Source organism: Paracoccaceae bacterium (assembly GCA_033344815.1).
Taxonomy (GTDB): domain Bacteria; phylum Pseudomonadota; class Alphaproteobacteria; order Rhodobacterales; family Rhodobacteraceae; genus Roseobacter.
The window spans coordinates 4,141,031-4,167,721 of record JAWPMR010000001.1; the positions used below are offsets into that span (position 1 = coordinate 4,141,031).

The 26,691-nt window shown below is 56.7% G+C and carries 26 protein-coding genes; 16 read left to right on the forward strand and 10 right to left on the reverse strand.

Features of this window, described 5'->3' with window-relative positions; genetic code table 11:
- Positions 1 to 14 precede the first annotated feature (14 nt).
- Both greA and R8G34_19165 read right to left on the reverse strand, forming a co-directional pair.
- Positions 15 to 485, reverse strand: coding sequence for a transcription elongation factor GreA (gene greA / locus R8G34_19160; GenBank protein ID MDW3224972.1), 471 nt, complete (start codon positions 483 to 485; stop codon positions 15 to 17).
- 127 nt (positions 486 to 612) lie between these two features.
- Entirely contained in the window at positions 613 to 993 is a 381-nt protein-coding gene (locus R8G34_19165) for a VOC family protein (protein MDW3224973.1), read from the reverse strand.
- 77 nt (positions 994 to 1,070) lie between these two features.
- Between R8G34_19165 and soxR the strand changes: the two genes are divergently transcribed.
- From soxR to R8G34_19185, 4 genes are all read left to right on the forward strand, one after another.
- Positions 1,071 to 1,526, forward strand: a complete 456-nt coding sequence (gene soxR, locus R8G34_19170) for a redox-sensitive transcriptional activator SoxR (GenBank protein ID MDW3224974.1) — start codon at positions 1,071 to 1,073, stop codon at positions 1,524 to 1,526.
- Positions 1,527 to 1,678: 152 nt separating this feature from the next.
- Positions 1,679 to 3,328 carry an electron transfer flavoprotein-ubiquinone oxidoreductase gene (locus R8G34_19175; protein MDW3224975.1) on the forward strand — a complete coding sequence of 550 codons (1,650 nt, stop codon included), beginning with the start codon at positions 1,679 to 1,681 and terminating at the stop codon, positions 3,326 to 3,328.
- A gap of 159 nt (positions 3,329 to 3,487) precedes the next feature.
- Entirely contained in the window at positions 3,488 to 5,185 is a 1,698-nt protein-coding gene (locus tag R8G34_19180) for a tetratricopeptide repeat protein (protein MDW3224976.1), read from the forward strand.
- Positions 5,186 to 5,203: 18 nt separating this feature from the next.
- On the forward strand, positions 5,204 to 6,121 hold the full coding sequence (locus R8G34_19185; GenBank protein ID MDW3224977.1) for a 4-(cytidine 5'-diphospho)-2-C-methyl-D-erythritol kinase: 918 nt from the start codon (positions 5,204 to 5,206) through the stop codon (positions 6,119 to 6,121).
- On the opposite strand, the gene R8G34_19190 is transcribed toward R8G34_19185, so the two are convergent.
- Positions 6,097 to 7,098, reverse strand: coding sequence for a polyprenyl synthetase family protein (locus tag R8G34_19190; protein MDW3224978.1), 1,002 nt, complete (start codon positions 7,096 to 7,098; stop codon positions 6,097 to 6,099). The genes R8G34_19185 and R8G34_19190 overlap by 25 nt on opposite strands.
- Before the next feature lie 55 nt (positions 7,099 to 7,153).
- On the opposite strand from R8G34_19190, the gene R8G34_19195 reads away from it, so the two are divergent.
- From R8G34_19195 to R8G34_19205, 3 genes are all read left to right on the forward strand, one after another.
- Complete coding sequence (locus R8G34_19195; GenBank protein ID MDW3224979.1) at positions 7,154 to 7,369, forward strand: DUF2007 domain-containing protein; 216 nt, start codon at positions 7,154 to 7,156, stop codon at positions 7,367 to 7,369.
- Positions 7,366 to 8,127, forward strand: a complete 762-nt coding sequence (locus R8G34_19200) for a methyltransferase (GenBank protein ID MDW3224980.1) — start codon at positions 7,366 to 7,368, stop codon at positions 8,125 to 8,127. The genes R8G34_19195 and R8G34_19200 overlap by 4 nt, the downstream gene beginning before the upstream one ends.
- A gap of 91 nt (positions 8,128 to 8,218) precedes the next feature.
- Complete coding sequence (locus R8G34_19205; protein ID MDW3224981.1) at positions 8,219 to 8,383, forward strand: DUF465 domain-containing protein; 165 nt, start codon at positions 8,219 to 8,221, stop codon at positions 8,381 to 8,383.
- A gap of 3 nt (positions 8,384 to 8,386) precedes the next feature.
- Here R8G34_19205 and R8G34_19210 read toward each other — a convergent pair whose 3' ends face one another.
- From R8G34_19210 to R8G34_19230, 5 genes are all read right to left on the reverse strand, one after another.
- Positions 8,387 to 9,250, reverse strand: coding sequence for an EamA family transporter (locus R8G34_19210; protein ID MDW3224982.1), 864 nt, complete (start codon positions 9,248 to 9,250; stop codon positions 8,387 to 8,389).
- On the reverse strand, positions 9,247 to 10,191 hold the full coding sequence (locus R8G34_19215) for a transcriptional regulator GcvA (protein ID MDW3224983.1): 945 nt from the start codon (positions 10,189 to 10,191) through the stop codon (positions 9,247 to 9,249). Before R8G34_19215 ends, R8G34_19210 begins: the two co-directional genes overlap by 4 nt.
- Before the next feature lie 308 nt (positions 10,192 to 10,499).
- Complete coding sequence (gene phbB / locus R8G34_19220) at positions 10,500 to 11,222, reverse strand: acetoacetyl-CoA reductase (GenBank protein ID MDW3224984.1); 723 nt, start codon at positions 11,220 to 11,222, stop codon at positions 10,500 to 10,502.
- A 126-nt stretch (positions 11,223 to 11,348) separates the two neighbouring features.
- Positions 11,349 to 12,524, reverse strand: a complete 1,176-nt coding sequence (locus R8G34_19225) for an acetyl-CoA C-acetyltransferase (protein ID MDW3224985.1) — start codon at positions 12,522 to 12,524, stop codon at positions 11,349 to 11,351.
- A 170-nt stretch (positions 12,525 to 12,694) separates the two neighbouring features.
- Positions 12,695 to 13,537 carry an EAL domain-containing protein gene (locus tag R8G34_19230; protein MDW3224986.1) on the reverse strand — a complete coding sequence of 281 codons (843 nt, stop codon included), beginning with the start codon at positions 13,535 to 13,537 and terminating at the stop codon, positions 12,695 to 12,697.
- A 132-nt stretch (positions 13,538 to 13,669) separates the two neighbouring features.
- Here R8G34_19230 and R8G34_19235 point away from each other — a divergent pair, with 132 nt between their 5' ends.
- The 6 genes from R8G34_19235 to R8G34_19260 all read left to right on the forward strand — a co-directional run bounded on the left by R8G34_19235 (position 13,670) and on the right by R8G34_19260 (position 19,282).
- Positions 13,670 to 14,251 (forward strand): DNA-3-methyladenine glycosylase I, encoded by a 582-nt coding sequence (locus R8G34_19235; protein ID MDW3224987.1) that lies wholly within the window; start codon positions 13,670 to 13,672, stop codon positions 14,249 to 14,251.
- Positions 14,252 to 14,384: 133 nt separating this feature from the next.
- A complete protein-coding gene (gene rpsD / locus R8G34_19240) occupies positions 14,385 to 15,005 on the forward strand; it encodes a 30S ribosomal protein S4 (GenBank protein ID MDW3224988.1) in 621 nt (206 codons plus the stop codon).
- 429 nt (positions 15,006 to 15,434) lie between these two features.
- Positions 15,435 to 16,163: a VPLPA-CTERM sorting domain-containing protein gene (locus R8G34_19245; protein ID MDW3224989.1), complete on the forward strand. Its 729-nt coding sequence runs from the start codon at positions 15,435 to 15,437 to the stop codon at positions 16,161 to 16,163.
- 319 nt (positions 16,164 to 16,482) lie between these two features.
- Positions 16,483 to 17,568: a histidinol-phosphate transaminase gene (hisC, locus tag R8G34_19250; GenBank protein MDW3224990.1), complete on the forward strand. Its 1,086-nt coding sequence runs from the start codon at positions 16,483 to 16,485 to the stop codon at positions 17,566 to 17,568.
- Positions 17,565 to 18,485, forward strand: coding sequence for a prephenate/arogenate dehydrogenase family protein (locus R8G34_19255; GenBank protein ID MDW3224991.1), 921 nt, complete (start codon positions 17,565 to 17,567; stop codon positions 18,483 to 18,485). Before hisC ends, R8G34_19255 begins: the two co-directional genes overlap by 4 nt.
- A complete protein-coding gene (locus R8G34_19260) occupies positions 18,482 to 19,282 on the forward strand; it encodes an extensin family protein (GenBank protein MDW3224992.1) in 801 nt (266 codons plus the stop codon). The genes R8G34_19255 and R8G34_19260 overlap by 4 nt, the downstream gene beginning before the upstream one ends.
- On the opposite strand, the gene R8G34_19265 is transcribed toward R8G34_19260, so the two are convergent.
- Positions 19,279 to 20,271, reverse strand: a complete 993-nt coding sequence (locus R8G34_19265; protein MDW3224993.1) for a DUF2125 domain-containing protein — start codon at positions 20,269 to 20,271, stop codon at positions 19,279 to 19,281. The two genes, R8G34_19260 and R8G34_19265, sit on opposite strands and share 4 nt — an antisense overlap.
- Before the next feature lie 65 nt (positions 20,272 to 20,336).
- Between R8G34_19265 and R8G34_19270 the strand changes: the two genes are divergently transcribed.
- The 3 genes from R8G34_19270 (at position 20,337) to R8G34_19280 (ending at position 24,060) form a co-directional block, all read left to right on the forward strand.
- Positions 20,337 to 20,867, forward strand: a complete 531-nt coding sequence (locus R8G34_19270) for a gamma-glutamylcyclotransferase (protein ID MDW3224994.1) — start codon at positions 20,337 to 20,339, stop codon at positions 20,865 to 20,867.
- Between the two features lie 75 nt (positions 20,868 to 20,942).
- Entirely contained in the window at positions 20,943 to 22,130 is a 1,188-nt protein-coding gene (locus R8G34_19275; protein MDW3224995.1) for a biopolymer transporter ExbB, read from the forward strand.
- Position 22,131: 1 nt separating this feature from the next.
- Positions 22,132 to 24,060: a peptidoglycan -binding protein gene (locus R8G34_19280; GenBank protein MDW3224996.1), complete on the forward strand. Its 1,929-nt coding sequence runs from the start codon at positions 22,132 to 22,134 to the stop codon at positions 24,058 to 24,060.
- Between the two features lie 154 nt (positions 24,061 to 24,214).
- Here R8G34_19280 and clpA read toward each other — a convergent pair whose 3' ends face one another.
- Positions 24,215 to 26,536 (reverse strand): ATP-dependent Clp protease ATP-binding subunit ClpA, encoded by a 2,322-nt coding sequence (clpA, locus tag R8G34_19285; protein MDW3224997.1) that lies wholly within the window; start codon positions 26,534 to 26,536, stop codon positions 24,215 to 24,217.
- Positions 26,537 to 26,691 lie beyond the last annotated feature (155 nt).

Sequence of the window (26,691 nt, forward strand, 5' to 3'; positions counted from 1 at the left end):
GTCCGAAGATCCTGTCAGGCATAGACGATTTTGAGCACCTCATAAGACTTCTCACCGCCCGGAGTGCGCACTTCTACGCTGTCGCCTTCATCCTTGCCAATCAGGGCGCGCGCAATAGGCGATTTTATGTTCAGCAGCCCTTTTTCAACACTCGCTTCATGTTCGCCCACGATTTGCCATGTCTTTTCTTCGTCAGTGTCTTCATCTACCAAAGTGACCCGCGCACCGAATTTGATAGTGCCGGACATTTTGGATGGATCTATCACTTCGGCCAGTCCAAGCACGCCCTCCAACTCCTTGACGCGGCCCTCGATGAAGGAATGCTTTTCGCGCGCAGAATGGTATTCCGCGTTTTCGGACAGATCGCCATGTTCGCGCGCTTCGGCGATGGCTTGAATGATGGCTGGCCGTTCCACGGACTTCAGGTTTTTCAGTTCCGCTTCAAGATCGGCGTGGCCCTTGCGGGTCATGGGGATTTTGTCCATCGGGTTCGTCCACGAAAAGGTGCGGCCCGCCGGACAAAACCGTGGGCCGCAGGTGAGAGTTGGCAATGATCAGACCGAAAGGTGAGGCAAATTGCAAGGAGAACCGTATAGCATAGATGCCTGCGGCCTAATCGTATTGAACGACCTCATACTCGATGTTGTCGTGATCGTGGAAGTAAAACCGTCGCCCGGGTTCGTAATCTGCGTGATTGCCCGTGACAAAGCCTGCGTCTTTGATCGCCCGCTCCACTGCGTCGATGTCCTGTACCGTTACTGCGATATGATTGAGCCCGCCGCGGGTGTTGTAGCTGTCGGGCTTCTGTGTGGTGCCCTTGCCGGGTGTGTAGAGCGCCAGATATTGTGTCTGCGTGCCCACATGGATGGATTGACCGCCGTCAATGGAAGGACCCTTCCAGCGGATGTGCCAGCCAAACAGATCGCACATCCAGGCGGCTGTTGCGTCGTTGTCTGAAACGGTGACATTTGCATGCTCAAGCATCGCGGCCATTAATTTTCTCCTGTCCATAATTTGAATTCCAGTCTATCATAATTTCTAAACTTAACTTTAGGTCAAGGAAATTTTTCATGCCGCTAAATGACGGACTTTCCATTGGCGCGCTGGCGGCTCGCACCGGATTGGCCGTTTCCGCCATTCGCTATTATGAGGCGCAGGGTTTGATCAAGCCCTGGCGAAATGGCGGGGGGCAGCGCCGTTTTGAGCGCTCGGATCTGCGCCGTCTGAGCTTTGTGATGATCGCGCAGCAGTTTGGGTTTACCCTGCCGCAGATCCGCGCGGAACTGGACAGGCTACCCGGCGGACGTACGCCGACCAAAGCGGATTGGGCGAAAATCAGTGCAGGGTTTCGCGCCAGTCTGGACCAAAAGATCGAAACGCTGACCCGGATGCGGGATAATCTGGACGGCTGCATCGGTTGTGGGTGCCTCAGCCTGCCCAATTGTGCGCTTTATAATCCGACCGATCGTGCCGGTGAAAAAGGTCAGGGACCGCGTTATCTGATGGGCGATCACCCCGAAATGTGACGTGAAACAGGGCGGTGCGGCGGCCATGCGTCGCTTTCACTCACATTTGACGTGCCGTTGCGATTGCATTGCGCTATCGCGTGGTTTAGCCAATCGCGAACGATTGTTGCGCAGCAAAGCCAGTGCTGCGAAGAATGTTAGGGGAGCTGGAAATGTCCGAGATCGAACGCGAAACCATGGAATACGATGTTGTCATCGTTGGCGCCGGCCCGGCCGGGCTCTCGGCAGCGATCAGGCTCAAGCAATTGAACGCCGATTGTGAAGTGGTGGTGTTGGAGAAAGGCTCCGAGGTGGGTGCGCATATCCTGTCGGGCGCTGTGCTCGACCCAGTGGGTCTGGATGCGCTGATCCCGGACTGGAAGGAAAAGGGCGCACCGCTGAATGTGCCGGTGACCGAAGATAAATTCTACATGCTTGGTGAGGCGGGTCAGTTGCGTATCCCCAACGCGCCGATGCCGCCGCTGATGAACAACCACGGCAATTACATCGTTTCCATGGGTAATGTCTGCCGCTGGATGGCGGAGCAGGCCGAAGAATTGGGCGTCGAGATTTTCCCGGGGATGGCCTGTTCGGAACTCGTTTATGGCGAAAACGGTGAGGTTAAAGGTGTTGTCGCCGGTGAGTTTGGCAAGAACCCCGATGGATCACAGGGCGATGGGTATGAGCCGGGCATGGAGTTGCACGGCAAATATGTTTTCCTCTCTGAAGGTGTACGTGGCAGCCTGTCCAAACAGGTGATCGACAAATACGACCTTACCGCAGGGCACGAGCCGCAAAAATACGGTCTCGGTATGAAAGAGATCTGGGAAATTGATCCCGCCAAGCACAAAGAGGGTTCTGTAACCCACACAATGGGCTGGCCTCTGAACAGCAACGCAGGCGGCGGTTCATTTATCTACCACCTTGAGAATAATCAGGTTTACTTGGGCTTTGTGGTGCACTTGAACTACAAGAACCCGCATCTGTTTCCCTACATGGAATTCCAGCGGTTCAAGCATCACCCCATCGTGGCGAATCTTCTGGAGGGCGGTAAACGCATCGCTTATGGCGCGCGCGCGATCTCGGAAGGTGGATTCCAGTCGATGCCCAAGATGGTGGCGCCGGGTGTGGCGCTCTTGGGGTGCTCTGTGGGTATGGTCAACGTGCCGCGCATCAAGGGCAATCATAATGCCATGCTCTCAGGTAAAGCCGCGGCAGAGGCGGCGATGGATGCCATCGCACAAGAGCGCAGTGGCGACGAGTTGAGCGCCTATGAGGCCGAAGTGCGCACCGGCCAGATCGGCAGCGATCTGCGCAAGGTGCGCAATGTCAAACCGCTATGGTCCAAATACGGCCTGACCGCGAGCCTGATCTTGGGTGGGGTTGATATGTGGACAAATACACTTGGGTTTTCGGTTCTGGGAACATTGGGGCATGGCAAGTCAGACGCCGACGCCACAGAGGAAGCGTCCAAACATCAAACGATTGAATATCCCAAGCCAGACGGCAAGCTGTCCTTTGACCGGCTGACCAATGTCGCATTTTCCTTTACCAATCACGAAGAAAGCCAACCTGCGCATTTGACGCTCAAGGATGCGGACGTGCCCGTGAACAGTAATCTGCCAAAATTTGCCGGCCCTTCGGCGCGTTATTGCCCGGCGGGCGTCTATGAGTTTGTCGAGGAAGAGGGCAAGGACACGCGGTTTGTGATCAATTTCCAGAACTGCGTGCATTGCAAGACGTGTGACATCAAGGATCCGGCGCAAAATATCGTCTGGACGACTCCGCAAGGCGGCGATGGGCCAAATTATCCAAACATGTAACTGGATCACGCAGACGTGTGCCGGCGATGATCTGTACCAGCAGTAAAACATCGGGCGACGTCGCGATATACGGGCCGCCGGCCATTGCGCTTAAGGCTCAGCATGCTACCTTTATACAAAGGGTTGTAACCGAAAAGGCTAGGTCTCGTGTTGCGTAGAATGATGACATCCGCGGTTGCAATCGCGCTGTGCGTGGCCTGTGCTGCGCCCTTGGCGGCACAATCGAATTCGGGCTCCTATCTCGCGGCGCGCTCGGCTGCGATGCAAAGCGACTTTGATCAGGCGGCATCCTATTTCACCCAGGCGCTGACCCGCGATCCGACAAATGTCGCTCTGATGGAAAGTGTTGTTGTCTCGCAACTGGCCTTGGGGCGTGTCGATCGGGCATTGCCTGCGGCGCAGTCGCTGGTGGCTTTGGGTCAACCCAGTCAGGTCGCCGGGCTGGTTCTGACGGCGCATCGGGTCATGCAAGAGGACTACGCGGCGCTGCAGGTCAAACCGGAGGAAGGTGAGGGCATTGGGCCCCTTGTTGATGGTTTGTTGCAGGCATGGGCCTTGATGGGTGAGGGGAAAGTCTCCGACGCCCTTGTGGTTTTTGACACGGTTGCATCTGAACCGGGGCTTCAGGGTTTCGCAGCTTATCACAAGGCAATGGCTCTGGCATCGGTCGGTGACTATGAGGGCGCTGAGGATATTTTTAACTCAGATACAACAGGCACCATCATTCAGACTCGCAGGGGCGTTCTGGCCCGGACCGAAATCCTGTCTCAGCTTGGCGAGAACGAGAAAGCCTTGGCGCTCTTGCAACAAATGTTTTCGGGCGCAACCGACCCTGAAATCGAGCAAATCGTGGAAACGCTGCAAAGCGGTGAGCAACTGCCGTTCCAGCATGTGAACTCTGTCCAAGACGGCTTTGCTGAAGTGTTCTTTTCGGTGGCGGCAGCGCTGCGCTCTGAAGCCGGGCCAGAATATACGATCCTCTATGCTCAGGTTGCATTGAACCTGCGTCCGGATCATGTGGACGCCCTGCTTTTGACCGCGGAACTCTTTGAAACGCTTGAACAATACGATCAGGCAATCAACATCTACAAACGCGTCCCGGCTGACGACCCGTCTTATCACGCCGCGGAGTTGGGGCGTGCGGCGGCATTGCGTCGCTCGGACAGACCTGAAGCGGCGATTGAGGTGCTCGAGCAATTGGCACGCAGTCACGGTGCGCTGGCGACGGTTCATTCCTCGCTGGGGGATGCGCTGCGCCGCGAAGATCGTTTTGCCGAAGCCGTCGCGGCTTATGACAAGGCCGCAGCGCTTGTGGTGGATAAGGGCGGTCCGAGTTGGTTCCTGCTTTATGCTCGCGCGATCTCGCAGGAACGTCAGGGCAATTGGGAGGAGGCGGAAGCTGATTTCCGTGCGGCCCTCGAGATCAATCCAAATCAACCACAGGTCTTGAACTACCTCGGCTATTCGCTGGTTGAGAAACGCGAAAACCTGGACGAGGCTCTGGAAATGATCGAGCGCGCGATCGGGCTGAGCCCCGACAGCGGCTATATTATCGATTCGCTGGGCTGGGCGCTCTACCGGTTGGGACGCTTTGAAGAAGCGGTGCCCCATATGGAGCGCGCGGTGGAATTGATGGCGGTGGACCCGGTGGTGAATGATCATCTGGGCGATGTCTACTGGGCTGTGGGTCGCAAGCGAGAAGCGGAGTTCCAATGGGCGCGTGCGTTGTCGTTTGTGGATGAAGACGATCCCCTGGGCGAGGCCAAACCCGATCGCATCCGTCGCAAACTTGAGGTCGGATTGGATGTGGTGCTCGAAGAAGAAAGTGCCGGTCCAGAGGACGTTGCCAAGGATTGACGCCGTATTGTGACTGACATGGCGCTGCAAGCGCAGGTGTTTGCGCCTGCAAAAATCAACTTGACCCTGCATGTTACCAGGCAACGTCCTGACGGGTATCATCTTCTGGACAGTCTGGTGGTTTTTGCGGACGTCGGGGATCAGCTGACCATCGGTCCATCGGGCGCGTGTGCTATGCATGTCGACGGTCCTGAAGGCGACGCGGTTCCAGAAGGAGCGGACAATCTGGTGCTGCGCGCAGCAAGATTGTTCGGTGATCTGTCGAGTGCGGAATTTCGCCTGATGAAAAACTTGCCCGTCGCTTCAGGGGTAGGTGGGGGATCGGCGGACGCAGCAGCAGCCTATCGGGGTCTCGCGGCGCTTTGCGCCCATCAGAAGGGTACGCCCAAAGCTGATCTGCGGGACGACTCAAAATTGGAGGCGCTGCTGGCTCTGGGGGCGGATATTCCAATGTGTATAGACTGCTCCCCGGCGCGGATCAGGGGAATTGGCGAAAACATCACACCCGTGAGCAATGTACCGCCGCTGCATGCGGTGTTGGTTAATCCCCGGCGTGGCGTCTCCACCCCATCTGTTTTCAAAGCGCTGCATTGTCGGGACCACCCCGCGATGCCCGACGTTATTCCAACATTTTCAGATGCTCGCGACATGGCGTCGTGGCTAACGGGTCAGCGCAATGATCTTGAGCTTGCGGCGATGTCATTAGAGCCCGCAATTGCACAGGTCAAAGCAGCGCTTGCTGCGTGTCAGGGATGTCTTTTGGCGCGCATGTCAGGATCAGGTGCCACATGTTTTGGACTATTCTCGGACCACAGTTCTGCACAAGCCGCCGCGGCTCAGCTTGATATGTCACATCCCAATTGGTGGATAAAGCCCACGCAGCTCGGTGATCAAAGCGCGCAGGCGCGACCTCAGTTGATACGTTCAACCACGTAGTCGGCCAGATCGTTCAGCATGTCTTTGACCTCGTGATCGGGCAGGGACGTCAGGGCTGATTTTGCCACCATGGCCCATTCGCGCGCCACTGCTGCGGTATCTTTCAAGGCACCGTATTTGTGCAACAGCGCGACGGCTGTTTCCAGATCTGCGTCAGTCTGTTTGCCTTTTTCGATGGTGCGTTCCCAAAAAGCGCGCTCCTGCGTATCGGAAGCCGCCACGGCTTTGATCAGCGGCATGGTCAGTTTTCGTTCGCGAAAATCATCACCAATGTTCTTACCAATCGCGCCGATATCTCCTTGAAAATCAAGCAGATCATCAACGATCTGAAATGCGACACCCAAGGCATCCCCATACGCGAAGAGCGCGCGAACCTGTTCTTCGGGTGCGTCTGCAATCACGCCGCCCACTTGCAGGGCGGCCGAAAACAGCGCCGCCGTTTTGCCCCGCACTACTTTGAGATAAACGTCTTCCGTGGTTGCCAGATCCTGGCTCGCGGTGAGCTGTAACACCTCGCCCTCCGCAATTGTCGCAGAGGCATTTGCCAGAATATCCAAAACCCGCAAGCTCCCGGTTTCCGTCATCAATTGGAAACTGCGGGCAAAAAGATAATCACCCACCAGAACCGAGGATTTATTGTCCCAGAGCAGGTTCGCTGTCGGTCGTCCCCGCCTCTGCCCGCTCTCATCCACCACATCGTCATGCAGCAGCGTCGCCGTGTGAATGAACTCCACCGTCGCCGCCAAATTGATGTGGTAAGGACCCTCATACCCACACAAATGCGCCGCCGCGAGGGTCAGCATCGGGCGCAGGCGTTTTCCTCCGGCCTCAACCAGATGTGCGGTCACTTCGGGGATGCGGGGGGCATGTTCGGACGCCATGCGGGAGCGGATCAGATCATTCACCGCCGACATATCCTGGGCTAAAAAGCGGGCCATTCGGTCGTGGGGTTTTTGTGATTTTTCGGTCATCGTCATCAACTTCCCGTTTGCAGGCTCGACAACATGGCCAGCTTGCCCTTACATCCCTGATATGAAGGAACTTTTGCGCAGCACCGACCCGACGATCATTGCCTTTGCCACGGCCCTTCTTCAAGGCGAGGATATAGACTGCTTTGAATTGGACGTAAACATGAGCGTGCTCGAAGGCGGCATCGGAATTTTCCCGCGCAGATTGATGGTGCGACCGGATGATCACATCGCTGCCTCGCGCGTCATGCGAGATAACGACATTCCCTTGGGAAAATGACTAACGACCTGACGCAGGACGCTTTTCTGGGCGGAATGGTGCAGCTTCTTCAACCCCGCAAAGGGTATCGGGCGGGCGTCGACCCGGTTCTGTTGGCGGCCAGCGTGCCCGCTGTTGCAGGGCAAAGTGTTTTGGACCTTGGATGCGGGGTAGGCGCTGCGGCGTTATGTCTTGGCGCCCGGGTTCCCGGGCTGGCGTTAACAGGTGTGGAAATACAAGCGGATTATGCAGGCCTCGCCGAGCGCAATGGCGCGGACAGGTTAGAGGTGATTCTGGCCGATCTAAACGATCTGCCGGCAGGTTTGCGGGCACGCCAATTTGATCATGTGATTGCCAATCCACCCTATTTTGATCGCGAAGCGGGCCATGCCGGTCCGGATCTGGGCCGCGAAACCGCCCTCGCAGAAACCACCCCTTTGGCCGTTTGGATCAAGGTTGCGGCGAAACGGGTCAAGCCAAAAGGTCTGGTCCATTTTATTCACCGCGCCGAACGCATTCCCCAGATTTTGAGAGAGTTGCCCAAGTATATGGGCAGCATTGAAATTCTGCCGATCAGCCCGCGCGCGGGTCGTTTGGCAGAATTGGCGATCATACGGGCGCGCAAGAATGGGCGGGCGGCCTTTCGACTTTATCCGCCCCTGATTCTGCATGAGGGGGAGCGCCACCTCAAAGACGCTGACAGCTATGTCACGGCGGTCAAAGAGGTACTGCGCGATGGCAAGGCGCTTGATTTTTCAGCCTCGTTAATACAATCTTAACGAGAGTTGTGTGCATGCTGCTGATGCGGCGTGACTCGAAGCGCAAGGTGTGCTCCACTCGACGTCGTACCGATGCAAACAGGAGGAATGAATGAGCGTTACTGCACATGTCGAACAACTGAAGAGAAAACATCAGTCCCTGAGCGAAGCCGTAGAAGAGGCGCAACGCGCCCCCGGCATCGACGACCTTGCAATCGCTGACCTTAAGAAACAAAAACTACGGCTGAAAGAAGAAATATCGCGACTATCGGCCTAGAATCTAGACGGATAAGCTGGCGCGGGCTGCGATCACCGCCCCGCCAGTCACAAGTATTGCCGCGATACCCAGCGTGGCGGAAAGTGGCGCAACGCCAGCAACAACAAGAACCAGAGTTGAAAACAATGGTGCCGCATAGGATGCAGCGCCCAAGAGTTGTATATCGCCCTGTTTGACGCCGATATCCCACACAAAAAAGGCAAGACCCACAGGTCCGAGGCCCAGTAACACAGTGGATGCCCAGCTGGTTGCAGTGGTCGGAAATATCGTTTGTTCAAAAATAAGGTGCAGCGGTAGCGAGAGCGCCGCAGCAACAAGACAGAAAACCGTTACAGACTGAGTCGGAGCTTCGCCAACGAGACGGGAGAGGACCGAATAACTCGACCAGGTCAACGCGCAGATCAGCGCCAGAATATATCCGGGTAGATGGCTGGCCTGAAATCCATCAGCACCGCCCGAGATGAGAAGGGCTGCACCGGCAAATCCTATGGCGGCTCCGAATAGGTGTCCGCGTTTGACATGCTCCCCGGGGAGGAACCCGGAGAAAACAACGATCAACAGGGGCCAGAGATACGCGATCAACCCCGCCTCTGCGGCAGGGGCCAGCCGCAGTGCCGAAAAATACAGCGCATGGTATCCAAAAAGGCCCAGCGATCCAAAAAGGTAAACGCGCAAAGGGACCTTTCGCAATACGCCCAATCCACTTGAAAAATGTGTCCATATCAGGCCGCAACAGCCCCCGATGGCAAAGCACACTGTGTTGAGCAAGAGCGGTGGCGTTGGCGCAGTTCCAACAGTCAGCAGCGCCAACAGCGACCATAAGATCACCGCCGTGAACCCTATCAGTGTCGCGCGACGTTTCGTCATTCCTGATCCTCGCCGGATTCGAGGACTCGCATTTTGTCCGTGATATGAGTGGTTTTGCTGATCTCATACAACATCCAGTCGCGAAAAGCTTTGACCTGCGGGCGAGTCTCGGTACCTTCCGGGCATAAAAAACGAAACAGTGCGCGCGTTGAAACTGCGGTGCCATAAGGCATGATCAATCGCCCGTCGGCCACATCCTTGATCACCAGCGCACGGCGTCCGAGCACCACACCCACCCCGGCCAAAGCGGCATCAACGGCATGGTCCGCCTGACTGAACCGGGGGCCGTGGCGCGGATCGAAATCTATGCCCATGGCTGCAAACCAGGCCTTCCAATCACAGCGGGGCCGCAGGAAACTGATCGAATCATCAAAGATCAGGGGGGCGTTTCTCAGGCTCTCGGCATCAGGGTATTTTTCTGCCAGAGCTGGGGTCATGACCGGTGTCACCCACTCTTGAGCCAGAGCCAGCGAGTACAACCCGCTTTCGACGTCATTTCCGAACCGGATGGCAACGTCGATCGCGTCTCTGCCGAAGTCCATTATTTTGAGTGAGGCAGAGAAGCGCAATTCGATTTCGGGATGAGCCTGAGCAAACTCATAAAGCCGGGGCGCCAGCCATTTTGCGGTAAACGCGGGTCCGGCGGTGACAGTCAGCGTTTGTTCATCTTGCAGCCGCTGCGCCGCGCGCCATGCGTTGGACAGGGTTTGAAAACCATCAGCTGCCCCGGGCGCCAATGCCGTTCCGGCTTCGGTCAGTTCAACCGCGCGGTTCAGCCTGACAAACAGAGGAGCGCCTAAATGCTCTTCCAGTGATTTGATTTGAAAGCTCAGCGCCGCAGGTGTGACCGACAGTTCCTCGGCAGCCTTGGCAAAGGACATATGTCGCGCGGCCGCTTCAAAGGCGCGCAGGGCTGTCAGAGGCGGTAGGCGGTCAATCATTTCACACAAGTATATCTTAACTGAATGGATTAAAAGTCTCGTTTGTCAGAACTGTTTGCGAATGACATATTGAGTTCAGATCAAATGTACTGAAGTTGGAAAGGAATGACACAATGTTTGAAGCATCCACAAACACCACAACACGCAACGCAATGCAACGTGCTCACGAGGAGCGTGCGCAAGCCATGAAAGACGCATGGCACTGGTTGTTCCCCTCTTCCCGCTGACGGACTGCAGCCCTCTTACGGGATGCGAAAAGGGCCGGTTGTGATGACCGGCCCTTTTTGTCTTGTGATTTCGCCGTGCAGTTAAACGAAAAATTGCGCGCCATTGGCAGAAATCGTCGAGCCATTGATGAATCCGGACTCGTCTGATGCGAGGAAGACGACGCATCGCGCGATTTCTTCTGGCTCGCCCAAGCGCCCTGCCGGGATCTGCCCGATGATGGATTCGCGCACCTTTTCGGGGACCGCCATCACCATCTCTGTTGCGATGTAGCCGGGACAGATCGCATTGGCCGTGATGCCCGCGCGGGCCCCTTCCTGCGCCAGTGATTTCACAATCCCCAGATCGCCGGCTTTGGTAGCTGCATAGTTCACCTGTGCAAACTGACCTTTCTGGCCGTTGATCGAACTGATCACGATCACACGACCGAATTTACGCTCGCGCATGCCGGGCCAGATCGGATGAACTGTGTTGAACACGCCCGTCAGGTTGGTGTCGATGACTTCCTGCCATTGCTCTGGTGTCATTTTGTGAAATGGCGCGTCCCGCGTGATGCCCGCATTGGCCACCACCACATCAATTGGTCCAAGATCCGCTTCCACGCCCGCGATGCCCTCTTTGCAAGCGTTATAGTCTGCCACGTTCCATTTGTAGGTCTTGATGCCAGTATCTGCGGTGAATTTGGCGGCAGCTTCGTCATTGCCTGCATAGGTGGCAGCGACCGAATAACCGGCGTCTTTCAACGCGTTGGAAATCGAAGCGCCGATGCCTCGGCTGCCTCCGGTGACAAGTGCGACGCGGGACATAGGGGGTTCTCCTTTGAATTTCTGATAATCTTGTTACGCATTGATTGCTGCGTGCGCAAGATTATTGCGCACGAAAATACGTTTTCTTGCACGTGGAGCGGCGCGTCTCAGCACCGCCCGCGCGTCTCAGGGGCGCTCAAGACACATCGCAACGCCCATACCGCCACCGATGCACAGAGTCGCAAGACCCTTTTTCGCGTCGCGACGTTTCATTTCAAACAAGAGCGTGTTCAGGATGCGTGCGCCGGATGCGCCAATCGGGTGACCGATCGCGATGGCGCCGCCATTCACGTTCACAACATCCGGGTTCCAACCCATGTCTTTGTTCACGGCACAGGCCTGTGCTGCAAAGGCTTCGTTGGCCTCAACAAGATCCAGATCTTCTGCTTTCCAACCGGCTTTTTCGAGGGCTTTTCGGCTGGCGTAAATCGGGCCTGCGCCCATGATCGAGGGGTCAAGACCAACGGTGGCATAGCTCGCGATACGTGCGAGCGGCTCAATGCCACGCTTTTCCGCTTCATCTGCGGACATCATCAAGGCTGCTGCGGCACCGTCGTTCAATCCGGATGCATTGGCCGCCGTGACCGAGCCATCTTTGGTGAAGGCGGGGCGCAGTTTTTGCATGGCTTCCATCGTTGCACCGTGACGAATGTACTCATCCTGATCCACGACGGTGTCACCCTTGCGGCCCTTGACCGTAAAGGCCATGACTTCATCAGCAAACTTGCCGGCTTTTTGCGCGGCTTCGGCTTTGTTCTGGCTTGCAACGGCGAATTCGTCTTGCTGATCCCGGCTTATCTGCCATTTTTCCGCAACGTTTTCAGCAGTTTGACCCATATGGTAGCCGTTGAACGCGTCCCACAGGCCGTCCCGGATCATGGTGTCGATGTATTTCATGTCACCCATTTTGTGGCCCGCACGCAGCGCGGCGGCATGGGGTGAGAGCGTCATGTTTTCCTGACCTCCGGCAGCCACGATCGTGGCATCGCCCAACTGAATGTGTTGTGCGGCAAGTGCGACCGAGCGCAGGCCCGATCCGCAGACCTGATTGATCGACCATGCGGCACTTTCCAGCGGCAACCCTGCGTTGACATGCGCTTGGCGTGCCGGGTTTTGCCCTTGAGCGGCAGTCAGAACCTGACCAAGGATTGTCTCGGAAACCTCGGAGGCGTCGACGCCGGCCCGTGCTACAACTTCTTTGAGCACAGCAGCACCAAGATCATGCGCGGGGATGGTTGCGAAAGATCCGCCAAAACTGCCCACAGCGGTACGGGCTGCGGATGCGATTACAACATTTGTCATAGAGATATGTCCTTTGCCATTTCTGGTAAGGGACGTGTCAATCGGACCGCGTTGGTGAAGCCCGGCACCCCTACCGATAATGAACATTTCCTTAACTCATTCGCTGCGGGGCGGCAACCGAAGGAAGTATGACAAAGGAGCATTCCCGGCATGCTTTGCCGGGAGAAGGACTAGGATGCTTTGCGTGTCGCCTTCGCCTGCATCCAATAGGGACGTGTTGTCGGTTTGGCGAAATGATACCCTTGCAGGCAATCTAAACCCAGGCCGATGAGCGTTTCAGTGTCTTCCTGGTCATCTACAAACTCAGCTACAGTCAGCATGTTAAAATGCTGTGCGATGGAAACCAGTGCTGCAGTGAGAGCCTGATTGTCAGGATCATGGGCGATCCCCTGGATGAAATGGCCATCGATTTTTAGAATGTCGAAGGAGAAATCCTTGAAATAGCGCAGCGCGGTAAACCCGGCGCCAAAGTCATCCAGCGCAAAGCTGATACCTTTGGCCTGAAGTTTTTTCATGAAACTCGCCACAGCGTCTGGCGCTTTCATCGCGGAGCTTTCGGTGATTTCGATGATCAACCGTTCCGCGATCAACCCGTCGCGCGAAAGCCATCTGTTCAGCGTGCGGTGCCATTGTCGACAGTGGATCGTGCGCACCGACATATTGATCGAGAGGCGCAATTCAGGATTTTCGTGCAAGGTTCGCAACCCCTCGCCAAGGGCGAGGGTGTCCAGTTGTCGCCCCAGTTCCGTCGCTTCAACTGAATCCATGAATTTATACGCGGGAATAATCTTCCCGGTCTCATCCAATACGCGCACCAACCCTTCGTAAAAGGCGACTTTCTTGGGGTCACGCGCTTGCATGATCGGTTGATAGGCCAGTGTGACATCTTGAAGCGCAATGGCTTGGCGAACCATTTCAATAATGTTCTGATCCTGCCCTCGCCCCGCGCGAGCATCGGGATTGCAAGCGCCGTGAATCATGTCCGACCACTGTGTTTGTGTTTGAACCTGCATCGAATCCCCGCAATCAAGTGTCTCGTTACACTGACGCAAAAAACCCTACAAAATTCTAAATATTCTCATTTTGTTCTAATTTGACTCGTGCTTTAGTGCCTGAATTCTTGATCTGCATGGGGGGTAAACAGGATGGAACGATGCGGCTGGGCGGGACCGGATGAGCTCTACTTGCACTACCACGACACGGATTGGGGCGTGCCGGAATACGACAGTCGTGCGCTTTGGGAAAAGCTTGTGCTCGATGGGTTTCAAGCTGGGTTGAGCTGGCTTACCATTCTGAAAAAACGTGAAAATTTCAGATCAGCCTTCGCAGGGTTTCAGCCCGATGTTGTGGCTACGTGGGGACCGGATGATGTGGACCGTTTGCTTCAGGACGCTGGGATCATCCGTCATCGCGGCAAAATCGAAGCGACGATTTCCAATGCGAAAACTTGGCAAAAACTGGAGGCGCGTGGTGGGTTTGACCAGTTCTTATGGAATTACATGGGCGGTACTCCACTCCAAAATAGTTGGCAAACGCTGGACGATGTCCCCGCCCATACCCCGCTTTCCACGCAGATTTCAAAGGACCTCAAGAAGGAAGGCTTCAAATTTTGTGGCCCGACAATCGTATATGCGTTCATGCAGGCGGTGGGGATGGTAAACGATCATTTGGTCACCTGTCCGCGCCACGCAGATGTCGCTGAAATGGCGCGCGCAAAGACACGTTGACTCTGTCAGATAGCTGCGTATAAGCGCGGCTTCATTGGTGTTGGTGGCTCCCGCAAGGGACAGCCTGTCAGGTGCAAGCCAGAGGACAACGCCCTTCACAGCCCAACAGGGCACACACAGAAGGAGAACAGCCGTGACAAAACGCACGTCTGCCAAGCACAAAATCGACCGCCGCATGGGCGAAAACATCTGGGGCCGTCCGAAGTCCCCGGTGAACCGACGCGAATATGGCCCCGGCCAGCACGGTCAGCGCCGTAAAGGCAAGATTTCCGATTTCGGTATCCAGCTGCGCGCCAAGCAGAAGCTTAAAGGATACTACGGCGATCTGACTGAAAAACAGTTCCGCCGCATCTACGCCGAAGCTGAGCGCGTAAAAGGCGACACAGGTGAAAACCTGATTGGTTTGCTGGAGCGTCGTCTTGACGCGGTTGTGTACCGTTCGAAATTCGTAGCGACTGTTTTCGCGGCGCGTCAGTTCGTGAATCATGGCCATGTCAAAGTGAATGGCAAGAAGGTTAACATCCCATCTTACCGTATTCAGGAAGGCGACGTCATCGAAGTCCGCGATCGTTCCAAACAGATCGCTGTTCTTTTGGAAGCGACGCAATTGGCCGAACGCGATGTGCCCGACTACATCGAAGCGGATCACTCAAAAATGACGGCGAAATTCGTGCGCACCCCGGCGTTGGGCGATGTACCGTATCCGGTCATGATGGAACCAAATCTTGTGGTGGAATTTTACGCCAAGAACTAATTTTACCCGGGCCAACCGGGCAGGATTTGAAAAGGCCTCGGAATTCCGGGGCCTTTTGCATTTGGAGGGTCTGCCAGGACCTGCCGCGAAAAGTGCGATCGTTGTGAAGGTCTGCAATTCTGCACAGTGAGCGATATCCGCTGCCAAGCCACAGCGTGTCGACCCTGCAAGAGCGTGCCACGCATCTGAAGACGCAGGGTGCCAATTGCCTCTGGTGGATAATTCGACGCTGCGTTGCCTGCGATGACCCGAACAAGGCAAAAATGATCCGACACTGCCATAATCTGGCCATCTTTTACTGAAATCAACGCTCTACTGTCTTTTGATGTTGATTTCGAAACAAACCGTTGCGGGAAATGCGACTTGTTCACGAACAACTCAACGTTTAAAAATTGCGATTAGTTTCGTGTAAATCGTGTGGAGTAAGTAATGAGTTTTCTGGGTAAAGCCATGGTTTTGGCTACGACTTTCGCCTGTGCGTGGGGTGCAAATGCCGCCACGATTAGCGTGCAAAGCTTTGATGCGGCCTTGTACAACAGCAGCTTCAATACGTCCGGTGGTTCTGGCGAAGACTTTGAAAGCCTTGGCGCAACATTGGGCGAGGGCGAGGTTGGCCCGATATTTTCAACGACTGTCGGGACATTTGAAAGCCTCGGCGGCACCGGAAGCGGCGGATCCGTCATCGGGTCGGGCACCGAATTGGCCTTGCGCGACGGTTCACTGTTTGGCCGCAGCAACACGGTGCCGCAGGGCGGGTCGTGGTATCTCGACAGTAACGACACATGGGGCATCAAATGGATGGTCGATGTGGGTGGAGCGTTCAGCAGGATCTCTTTTGTAATCAATGACGCCAGCGACGCAGGTGCCTTTCTGCGGATTGATGCAGGCGGCACATCGGAGGAGTTGCGCACAGGCGGGGCTCTGGCAAATGGCAATGCTCGCGCAGTGGTGATTGATTTTGGTCAAAAGGTGACCTCCGCCGAGATCACGCTTGGCAATTTCTCAGCCTTTGGTGGTGATGAGTTCCGGCGCAATGATGGGTTCTCCATTGATGGCATTGACGTGGCCATTGTGCCGTTGCCTGCTTCGATCCTGTTGCTGGGCGCTGCCATCGGCGGGCTTGGATGGGCCGGTCGTCGCAAAGCGCGCAAGGCCTGAGCGAGCTGTCGTCACAGACACTTTCGCTCTACTGGCGGTCCCTGTGACACAACTCGCATCGAAGCGATCCGGAAAGCAGACGGGTTTTCATCTGAGATCCAAACATCCTTTCAAATCACCGATGACGACTCGACGTTGACGTGAGACCGTCCGCATCCTGTCTTGCGCGCAACCGAAGTGAGAAGGCTCGAAAAAAGGATCAGGGTTTACGCCAATCTCAGTTGTTAAAAAACCATGACCAACTTGTCTCATAAGGCGGTTTGATGGTGGTCCTCCGCGCGGCACCTCGCTAAGGTCCGCCCGGACAGGAGACTACCCGATGACCACAGCCCTTCGCCCGCAACCTGGGATCATGGACATTGCCCTTTATCAGGGTGGTGCGTCACATATCGAGGGTCAAACGGACCCGCTGAAGCTGAGCTCCAACGAGAATCCGTTTGGCACCAGCACGGACACAATTGCTGCTGTTGCACAGGCTGCAGCCGGATTGCATCGCTATCCCTCAACAGATCACGCGAGCTTGCGCGCAGCGATCGCAGAGGTGCATGGATTAGACGCGCAGCGCATCATTTGTGGTGTCGGATCGGATGAAATTCTAACGCTTTTGGCCATGGCCTATGCGGGGCCGGGCGACGAAATACTCTACACCGAGCATGGGTTTTCCCTTTACCGCATTTTTGCACTGTCGGCGGGGGCGACTCCCGTTGTGGCACCCGAATCCGATCGACGGGTTGACGTCGATGCGTTGATCGCCTTGATCACCGACGCCACGCGCTTGATCTATATTGCGAATCCAGCAAATCCGACGGGCACCGCGCTGGAGGTTGCCGAGTTAAGCCGACTGGCTGATGCCGTGCCGGCCGAGTGTTTGCTGGTGCTGGATGGGGCCTATGCGGAATTCTTTGACGGGTATGACGGCGGTGCCGCACTGGTTTCCGCGCGCGAAAATGTCGTGATGACGCGAACGTTTTCCAAACTCTATGGATTGGGCGGTTTGCGTGTCGGATGGGGGTATGCCTCGCAAGAGGTGATTGACGTGCTGAACCGGATACGTGGGCCGTTCAACATGTCCAGTGTCGCTCTTGCCGGGGCCGAATCCGCGGTTCGGGACCGAGGCTTTGTAGAGATGTGCCTGCATGAAAACGCGGAGCAACGCGCGCGCCTGACGGGCGGTTTGCACCAATTGGGCATTGCTTGCGATCCAAGTCAGGCCAATTTTGTGTTGGCGCGTTTTGCCAGTGAGGACGAAGCCATTGCCGCAGATGCGCACCTTAAATCCGCCGGGATCCTTGTGCGGTTGGTCAAAGGGTACGGCTTTCCACAAGCGCTCCGGATCACCGTGGGGCGCGCCGAAGATGTGACCCGTGTCCTTGAGGCTCTTGGAACATTTAAGGAGCCGACATGAGCGTGATTTACAACCGCGTGGCGCTGATCGGGCTGGGTCTGATTGCCTCTTCCATGTTCTGGGCGATGAAACGCAAAGGCTTGGCGGGTGAGGTCGCCGGCTATGCGCGCAGCGTCGAAACCCGCGAGACAGCGCGCCGCATTGGCCTGTGTGATCGCGTGTGTGACACCGCGGTCGAGGCCGTCGAGGGGGCTGATCTGGTGGTCCTCTGCGTTCCCGTCGGTGTGATGGGTGACGTCGTGGCTGATCTTGCCGGGGCGTTGAAGCCGGGCGCGACCGTCACGGATGTGGGATCGGTCAAACGCGACGTGATTGCCAATGTATCACCGCATCTGCCGGATCATGTCCATTTCATTCCCGGCCATCCGGTTGCAGGCACGGAACATTCCGGGCCAGAATCGGGCTTTGCCGAACTCTTTGACAACCGCTGGCTGTTGTTGGTGCCGGTGGAGGGGTCAGACCCCGACGCGGTCGCCAAACTGCGCCACCTTTGGGAAGAAATCGGCAGCAATGTGGAGGAAATGGAGGCAGATCACCATGATCTGGTTCTTGCCGTGACCAGCCACGCACCGCACCTGATTGCCTATACAATGGTGGGCGTTGCAGATGATCTGCATCGGATCACGGATACTGAGGTAATCAAATACTCCGCGGCGGGGTTTCGCGATTTCACGCGTATTGCGGCGAGCGATCCGACCATGTGGCGCGATGTCTTCCTGACAAACAAAGACGCGACGCTCGAAATCCTGGGTCGTTTTACCGAAGAGCTGTTTGCGCTGCAACGGGCGATCCGGACCGGAGACGGAGAGCACCTACACGACTATTTCACCCGTACGCGCGCGGTTCGGCGCGGTATTGTCGAGGCGGGCCAGGACACGGATGCGCCGGATTTTGGGCGCGGCAAGAGCAGCACATGAGGGTTTGGGCGCTTCTGTTTTTGCTGCTTGCGGGCATGGCATCGGCGAAGGCACCGGAAACATCGCTGCGCCCTGAAATTCGACCCGAACAAGCAGCCAGTGGCACGCAGCCGGTTCAACTCCAGGACTCTGGTGCAATACTGGCCCCCGAACGCTCAGCGGCGGCGAATGAGGCGACGTTGCGCGGCAATGGCCCGCGCATGTCTTTACGCCCGCAGTTGCGCACCCGCGCAGTGAAACGAGCAATCCGCAAACAGCAACGCCTGCGCGCCAAGGGGGCGATCTGCGGTGATCCTGACATACAGGGTGAAAGCGTCGGTCGGGTGCCGGGCCGGATTTCCGGGTGCGGTGTGCCTCAGGCGGTCAAAGTGCGCTCGGTGTCGGGCATCACGCTCAGCCAACGCGCGGTGATGGATTGCGCAACCGCTCAAGCGCTGAAAACCTGGGTGGATACCTCGGTCAAACCTGCGTTTCGCAAACAAAGGGGCGGTGTCAAAGGCCTGCGCGTGGCGGCGCACTACGCCTGTCGCACGCGCAATAATAAAAAAGGCGCGCGCATTTCCGAGCACGGCAAGGGGCGTGCGATTGACGTGTCCGGGTTTCAGATGGGTGATGGCTCAACGATCTCGGTTCTCAAAGGATGGAACGCGCGCGATACCAATCAGGCCATGCGCAAGGTTCATAGAGGGGCTTGCGGACCGTTTGGCACTGTCCTGGGGCCGAACGCGGACAGCTATCATCTGGATCACTTCCATTTTGACACGGCGCGGTATCGCAACGGCACCTATTGCCGTTAGCGCAAGATCAGGCGCGGGGCCGGGCCGAGCGGTAAGAACCCTAAAAACACCGTACCGCCACGCAAGGTCAGGGCCAGATCAAGCGTTTCAGGATTACCGGCCAACCCTGCGAACGTTGATAAGGCCTGCTCAATCTGCGGGCGCAGCGCCCCGCTGGTTTCCGCCAAAATCAGCATCGACCGCCAGTTGCGCGCCTGAACATTCAGGGTTCCGCTCGCCGTTCCTTGTACATCCACATCCAAAGCGGCGGCAAAACGCAGTTGCAAAGCACCCCATGCCGCTTCTGCGCTGTGGATGACAATCTGGCGCGGTTGCGGGCGTGATACTTCCAGTGCTGTAATGTCCCAGGAGCGGTCAAATATCACTGTGGTGTTCAGCGCAAATTGGTCAAATGTCACTGGCCAGTCCAGCGGGATGTAAAGAGCGCGGCGCGGCACCTCACCGGGTCGCAACGCATCAATACCCATCTCAAACCGGTATTTGGCGGCCATTTCGGGGTCTTGAACCACGCTCAACCGCGATGTGCCCCCGGCCAGTATGTCGCCCGCTTCCGCGTCCAGCAACCACGCGTCTGCGGTGGCCTCCATTTGTTCCAGCGCCAGGGACGCTGTGGGTGTCACCGCCAATCGCGCTTGGCCCTTTTGCATCAACAGGCGGCTGCGCCCTTCAGGGCTTGCCAGAAGGATCGGATCTTTGGGCAGATCAAGCGTCACGGTGCCCGGATCCCAGACCGGGGCCTGCACTTGCAGGCTGGATGCCTGTACTGCTGCGCCAGTGTCGGGATCGGCCAGGGCAATATCCTTGACCGTGACGCGAATGTCCTTGGGATATCCACCCGACGTAATCGCGGAAGTCTCTGCCTGCCACCCTTCGGTTTGTCGCGCGCTCAGCCAGCCCTCGATCCCGCGCGCCACACCAAATGTCGCAACGCCCCACCAGGCGCTCCAGAGCAGAGCCACCCCTAGTATCAGCCAGATAACACGCCGCATGACAGAGCCCTTTCCCTTGCCGCTGAATTGAGGTTTACGCAAAGCAGACAAGGAGAACCAGCAAGATGACAATGTGGGTATTCGGATATGGCAGCCTGTTGTGGAATCCCGGGTTTGATGTGGCTGAAAAGGTCGTGGCGACGTTGCCCGGCTATGCGCGGTCCTTTTGCATGTGGTCGATCCATCATCGCGGGACCGAAACGGATCCGGGCCTGGTGTTGGCGCTGGATGAAGAACCCGCCCATGCCTGTGAAGGCGTGGCCCTTGCTGTGGCTGCCGGGCGAGAGGCTCAAACGCTGGTCTACCTGCGCGAACGGGAATTGATATCTTCGGCCTATCTGGAGCGGGAGTTGGACATCGATCTGGTGGATGGTCGCAGGGTGAACGCGCTTTGTTATGTCATTAACCCGGGTCATGTACAGTATTGCGGCGGGATGGCCCTTGAAGAACAGGCGCAGGTCATTTCGCGCGCAACAGGAGGCATGGGGCCGAACACGGAATATCTGTATAACACGGCATCGCATCTGAGCGAGATCGGACTTCATGACCCGGATCTTGAATGGCTAAGCCAGCGGGTGCGCCACCTCACCACATAAATCCATGGCTCTGGGCTGGGTTTTCAGGTTAAGCTATGGCCAGAGCAGAACAATAAGGCGCGGGAGCAACAGCGCATGGTATTGCCAGATCACGAAGTTCGACCGGTTTTTTCACAACCGGTGCGGCAAATCTCCCTGATGTTGATCGTTCTTGGGTTGTCAGGTTTCGGCAGTTTTCTGGCCTTGCCCCGGGTGTTGCCGGTTTTTGAGGCAAACCCGTACCTCAACGGCTTTATCATCTTTGTCTTCATCCTTGGCGTTTTTGCCTGTTTTTATCAGGTGTTCCAATTGATCGGATCGGTGCGTTGGATTGAACGCTTTGCCACGGATCGGCAAGACACGAGCGTCAAGGCACCACAATTGCTCGCACCGCTTGCCTCGCTTTTGCGCTCACGTGGGGCGCGGATGCAGGTCAGTGCTTCTTCTACCCGATCCATTCTCGATTCTGTGGTGAACCGGATTGAAGAGGCGCGCGAAATCACGCGCTATATCGTCAGTATGTTGATTTTCCTGGGTCTTTTGGGGACATTCTATGGCCTTGCGACCACGGTCCCGGCCATTGTGGAAACGATTTCCAGCCTTGCACCCGAAGAGGGAGAGGGCGGGCTCGAAGTTTTTAACCGCTTGATGAGCGGGCTGCAAACGCAACTCGGCGGCATGGGTGTCGCCTTTGCCTCCTCACTTCTGGGGTTGGCAGGATCCTTGATTGTCGGTCTTTTGGAGCTTTTTGCCGGTCACGGGCAGAACCGGTTTTACCGCGAACTTGAAGAGTGGCTCAGTTCGATCACCCGGGTCGGCTTTACTTCTGGCGACGAGGCGAGCGGAGATCAGGGCGCTTTGGCGGCCGTCGTTGAACATATGGTTGAGCAGATGGAAAGCCTGCAGCTGATGTTCCAGCAATCCGATGTGAGTCGGTCTGAAGTGAACGAAAACCTTGGCACCTTGGCAAATTCAATCGAACGCATGACGCAGAAAATGGACGGGATGGACCCGGCAAGTGTGGCCCTGGAGCGGGTCGCCGCCGGTCAGGAACGGCTGATTTCTGCGTTGGAGACCCAAACCCACGGTGACGGCGGCATGGATGCGGAAAGCCGGATGCGCCTGCGCTCGATTGATGTGCAGATGTTGCGGATTCTCGAAGAGATCTCTGCCGGGCGTCAGGAAAGCATGGCTGAATTGCGCATGGATCTGTCAAAACTGACGGACGCGTTGCGGGCGGGTCGACCGCGCGCCAGTATCAAGATGAAATCCGGGGACAGCTAACATGGCTCTGTCGCGACGCACCGGTGCCCGCTTTCAAGCTTCGATCTGGCCGGGGTTTGTGGATGCGATGACCGGCTTGTTGCTGGTTCTGATGTTCGTTCTGACGATTTTCATGGTTGTGCAATTTGTGTTGACCGAACGCATCACCGGGCAGGAATCCGAGCTCGATCAACTCGCCGGAGAGGTCGCGGCTTTGGCACAAGCGCTTGGATTGGAACAACAAAGCAACAGCGATCTGAACAGCCGTGTTGGCGAATTGAGCACCTCTTTGAACGATGCGCAGGTGCGGATTGAAACACTGACGGCGACGCGGGATGCACAGGCGGCAGCACTCGATGCCGCGCAATCGCAAATCACGAGTTTTGAAGCGCAGGTTGCCGCCCTGATCACACAACGAGATACGGCACTGGGTGATGTGGCGACGTTGGAACAAACGCGCGACGCTTTGGAGCAGACCCAGGCGGAGCTGCTGAGCGAACAGGAAGCCCTTGATCTCGCACTGGCCTCGGCGCGCAGTGAAATTGATGCACAGACCGAGGCCGCGCGCCTTGCAGCCGCGCGGCGCGCGGCGCTGGATGCTCTGGTGGCGGACCTGCGCGCGCGCAACGCCGAGGCTGTGGGACAGGTTGGGCAATTGACCGCGGACTTGGAAAAAACGCAAGAGGCTCTCAGTGCAGAAGAAGCCGCAAGGCTTGCGGAGGTCGCGGCAGCTGAGTCGTTGCGGGCGCGATTGGCCGATGCTGATGCGGAATTAACGGCGATGACGCTGGCACTGGAAGCGCAACGGCAGGATGCCGAGGATACATTAACGCTGCTGGCGGCCGCCCGTGCCGCACAAGGCGATCTGGATCAGCAGTTGGCGTCGGCGCTGATCAGTCTGGAAAGTCTTGAGGAAAACGTTGCGAGCGCTGAGCAGGAAGCGGAAGCGTTGCGTCGCGCCGAAGCGGCTCTGGAAGCCGAATTGCGTGCTGCAGAAGCGGCAGCGCAGGAAACTGAGCAATCCCTGCAAGCGGGTCAAGCGGACCTGCGCGCTGAACAAGACAATTTGCGGAATCAATTGGCTGCAGCGCTTGCGGCTAAACTGGCCGCCGAAACGCTCGCCGAGGACTCCAGCAGTGAGGCCGAACGCCGCGCTGCTCTTTTGGCGCAGGCGCGTCAGTCGCTGGCACAGGAAGGCGAAATCAGTGCTGACGCCCAGCGTCAGGCTGAATTGCTCAATCAACAGGTTGCTGCATTGCGCGCACAATTGGGTGATTTGCAATCGCTTCTCGATGATGCCGTGGCGCGTGACGCTGCGTCTCAGGTCCGACTGCAATCTCTGGGGTCCGATCTCAACACCGCGCTGGCACGGGTGGCCGCAGAAGAAAGGCGCCGCGCAGCGCTTGAAGAAGCGGAAAGGATCAGGCTGGAAGCCGAAGCATTGCGACTGGCAGAGGAAGCGGCGCGTCTGACGGAGGAAACCAAGGATCTTGAGCAATACCGTTCTGAGTTTTTTGGCCGCCTGCGAGAAGTTTTGGGACGTCAGGAAGGTGTGCGAATTGAGGGAGACCGCTTTGTCTTTTCTTCCGAAGTTCTGTTTGCGCCGGGTCGCGCGGATCTTTCGTTGGAAGGGCAAAGCGAAGTTGCCAAGGTCGCGCAAATTATTTCAAGCGTAGCGGATGAGATACCGCCGGAAATCGACTGGATCATCCGCGTGGATGGGCATACGGATGACGTGCCCTTGTCAGGTTTCGGTGAATTTTCTGACAATTGGGAGTTGAGCCAAGGTCGGGCACTTTCGGTTGTGAAATTTATGGTAACTGCCCTGGGTATTCCGCCAAACCGCTTGGCCGCCAACGGTTTTGGCCAGTATCAACCCGTCGCGACGGAAGACACCGAAGCAGCGCGCGCGCTGAACCGACGGATTGAACTGAAATTCACTGAAAAATAGGTCGTGGAGCGGTTCAGGCGGGCATGGTCCCATCACCCCATCAGGTGATAGCCACAGCATTTACTCGGATGCTCAGGCCAGTCTTACGTAAAACTAATAAAACGCCCCGCTGTTGATTAACACAGCGGGGCGTTTCAGTTTGACTTTGAACAGCTTACTCTGCGGTGAGCAGAGGCGGCTTGTTGCCGGAGAGGCGCGGTTTGTCGGGCCCCTCGATCTTGAGATCAATTTCGCCGCCTTTGATGCCAACTTTGACAACGCCACCCTTTGCCAATTTGCCAAACAGCAGATCTTCGGCGAGAGGCTTCTTGATATGCTCCTGGATGACTCGGCCCAGTGGGCGCGCGCCCATTTTGGCGTCATAGCCTTTGTCGGCCAGCCATTCAGCGGCAGGTTTGGTCAGCTCAATGGTCACGTTGCGATCCATCAATTGCGCTTCCAACTGAAGCACAAACTTTTCGACCACCTGCAAAATGACCTCCTTGGGAAGCGGTGCGAAACTGATGACCGCATCCAGGCGGTTTCGGAATTCAGGTGTAAAGGTGCGCTCAATGGCGGCCGTATCTTCACCCTCGCGCCGATCTCGCCCGAAACCAATGGCTTCCTTGGCTTGTTCCGCGGCGCCGGCGTTTGACGTCATGATCAACACCACGTTACGGAAATCCACTGTGCGGCCGTTGTGATCGGTCAGTTTGCCGTGATCCATCACCTGCAACAGGATATTGTAGACATCCGGATGCGCTTTCTCCATTTCGTCAAGCAACAAGACACAATGGGGGTGTTGATCCACACCGTCCGTCAGCATGCCGCCCTGATCGAACCCGACATAACCCGGAGGGGCACCGATCAAACGGCTGACCGCGTGTTTTTCCATGTATTCCGACATATCGAAACGCAACAGTTCCACACCAAGGGTATCCGCCAATTGCTTGGCCACTTCGGTTTTGCCCACACCAGTTGGGCCTGCAAACAGGTAATTCCCAATGGGTTTCTCAGGTTCACGCAAGCCTGCGCGCGCCAGTTTGATGGCCGAGGAAAGCGCTTCAATTGCATTGTCCTGCCCAAAGACCACCCGTTTCAGCGATCCTTCGAGATCTTTCAGAACCTCGGCATCGTCCTTTGATACGTTTTTCGGTGGAATACGTGCGATCTTTGCCACCACATTTTCGATCTCTTTCGTGCCGATGGTTTTGCGACGTTTAGCCGCGACCACCAGATGTTGTGCCGCGCCTGCCTCATCAATTACGTCGATGGCCGAATCCGGCAATTTACGGTCATTGATATAGCGGGACGCCAGTTCCACGGAGGATTTGATCGCATCCGCTGTGTATTTTACCGAATGGTGATCCTCGAAATAGGGTTTCAAGCCACGGAGAATTTTCACCGCATCCTCGACAGAAGGCTCATTGACGTCAATCTTCTGGAACCGGCGGCTCAGCGCACGATCCTTTTCGAAGTGTTGACGGAATTCCTTATATGTGGTCGAGCCCATTGTCCGCAATTTCCCACCCGCAAGGGCTGGTTTGAGCAGATTGGATGCATCCATCGCCCCGCCTGACGTAGCACCGGCGCCGATTACGGTGTGAATTTCGTCGATGAACAGAACCGCGTCGTCATGCTCTTCCAGTTCGGATACGACCGCCTTGAGCCGTTCCTCAAAATCACCGCGATAGCGGGTGCCGGCCAGCAATGCGCCCATGTCCAGCGAATAAATCGTGGTGTGTTCCAAAACTTCGGGTGTCTCGCCAGCAACAATTTTACGTGCCAGACCCTCGGCGATCGCGGTTTTGCCCACGCCCGGATCACCCACCAGAAGCGGGTTATTCTTGCGGCGTCGGCAGAGTACTTGAATGCAGCGCTCGACCTCGGAATCACGCCCGATCAGCGGGTCAATATCACCTTCACGGGATTTTGCGTTCAGATCCACGCAATACTTTTCAAGAGCGCTCTCTTTTTTCTCGCCCTCCGTGACACCTTGCGTTTCTTCCTCTTGCTCGGGCGCGCCGGACACGGGCCGGGGCTCCCCAAATGCGGGATCCTTGGCCACGCCGTGGGCGATGAAATTCACCGCATCATACCGTGTCATGTCCTGTTCTTGTAGGAAATAGGCTGCATTGCTCTCGCGCTCCGCGAAAATGGCGACCAGAACGTTGGCCCCTGTCACCTCTGTGCGGCCTGAGGATTGCACATGGATCGCGGCGCGTTGAATGACGCGCTGAAAGGCCGCCGTTGGCACTGCCTCGGAGCCATCAACATCGGTGACCAGATTGCTCAGATCCTCGTCGACGAACTCGACCAGAGTGCTGCGCAGATCATCGACATCCACGCTGCAGGCTTTCATGACGCGCGTGGCGTCGGGCTCATCAATCAGGGCCAGCAGAAGATGCTCAAGTGTCGCAAATTCATGGCGGCGCGCGTTGGCAAGAGCCAAAGCAGAATGTATCGCCTGTTCAAGTGTGGTCGAAAATGAAGGCACAATAAGCGCTCCTTCTGATCGGGGTCGGTGGGGGATCTGATTCATGTCGATCCATAAGCCGACCATGGCCTCATAGTGTTAGAGTTTGGTTGATCTCAGCCCGGCTTCAAGTTTTTTCTTCACTTTCTTAGTCACAAATTGTGTGAAGAGGGTGA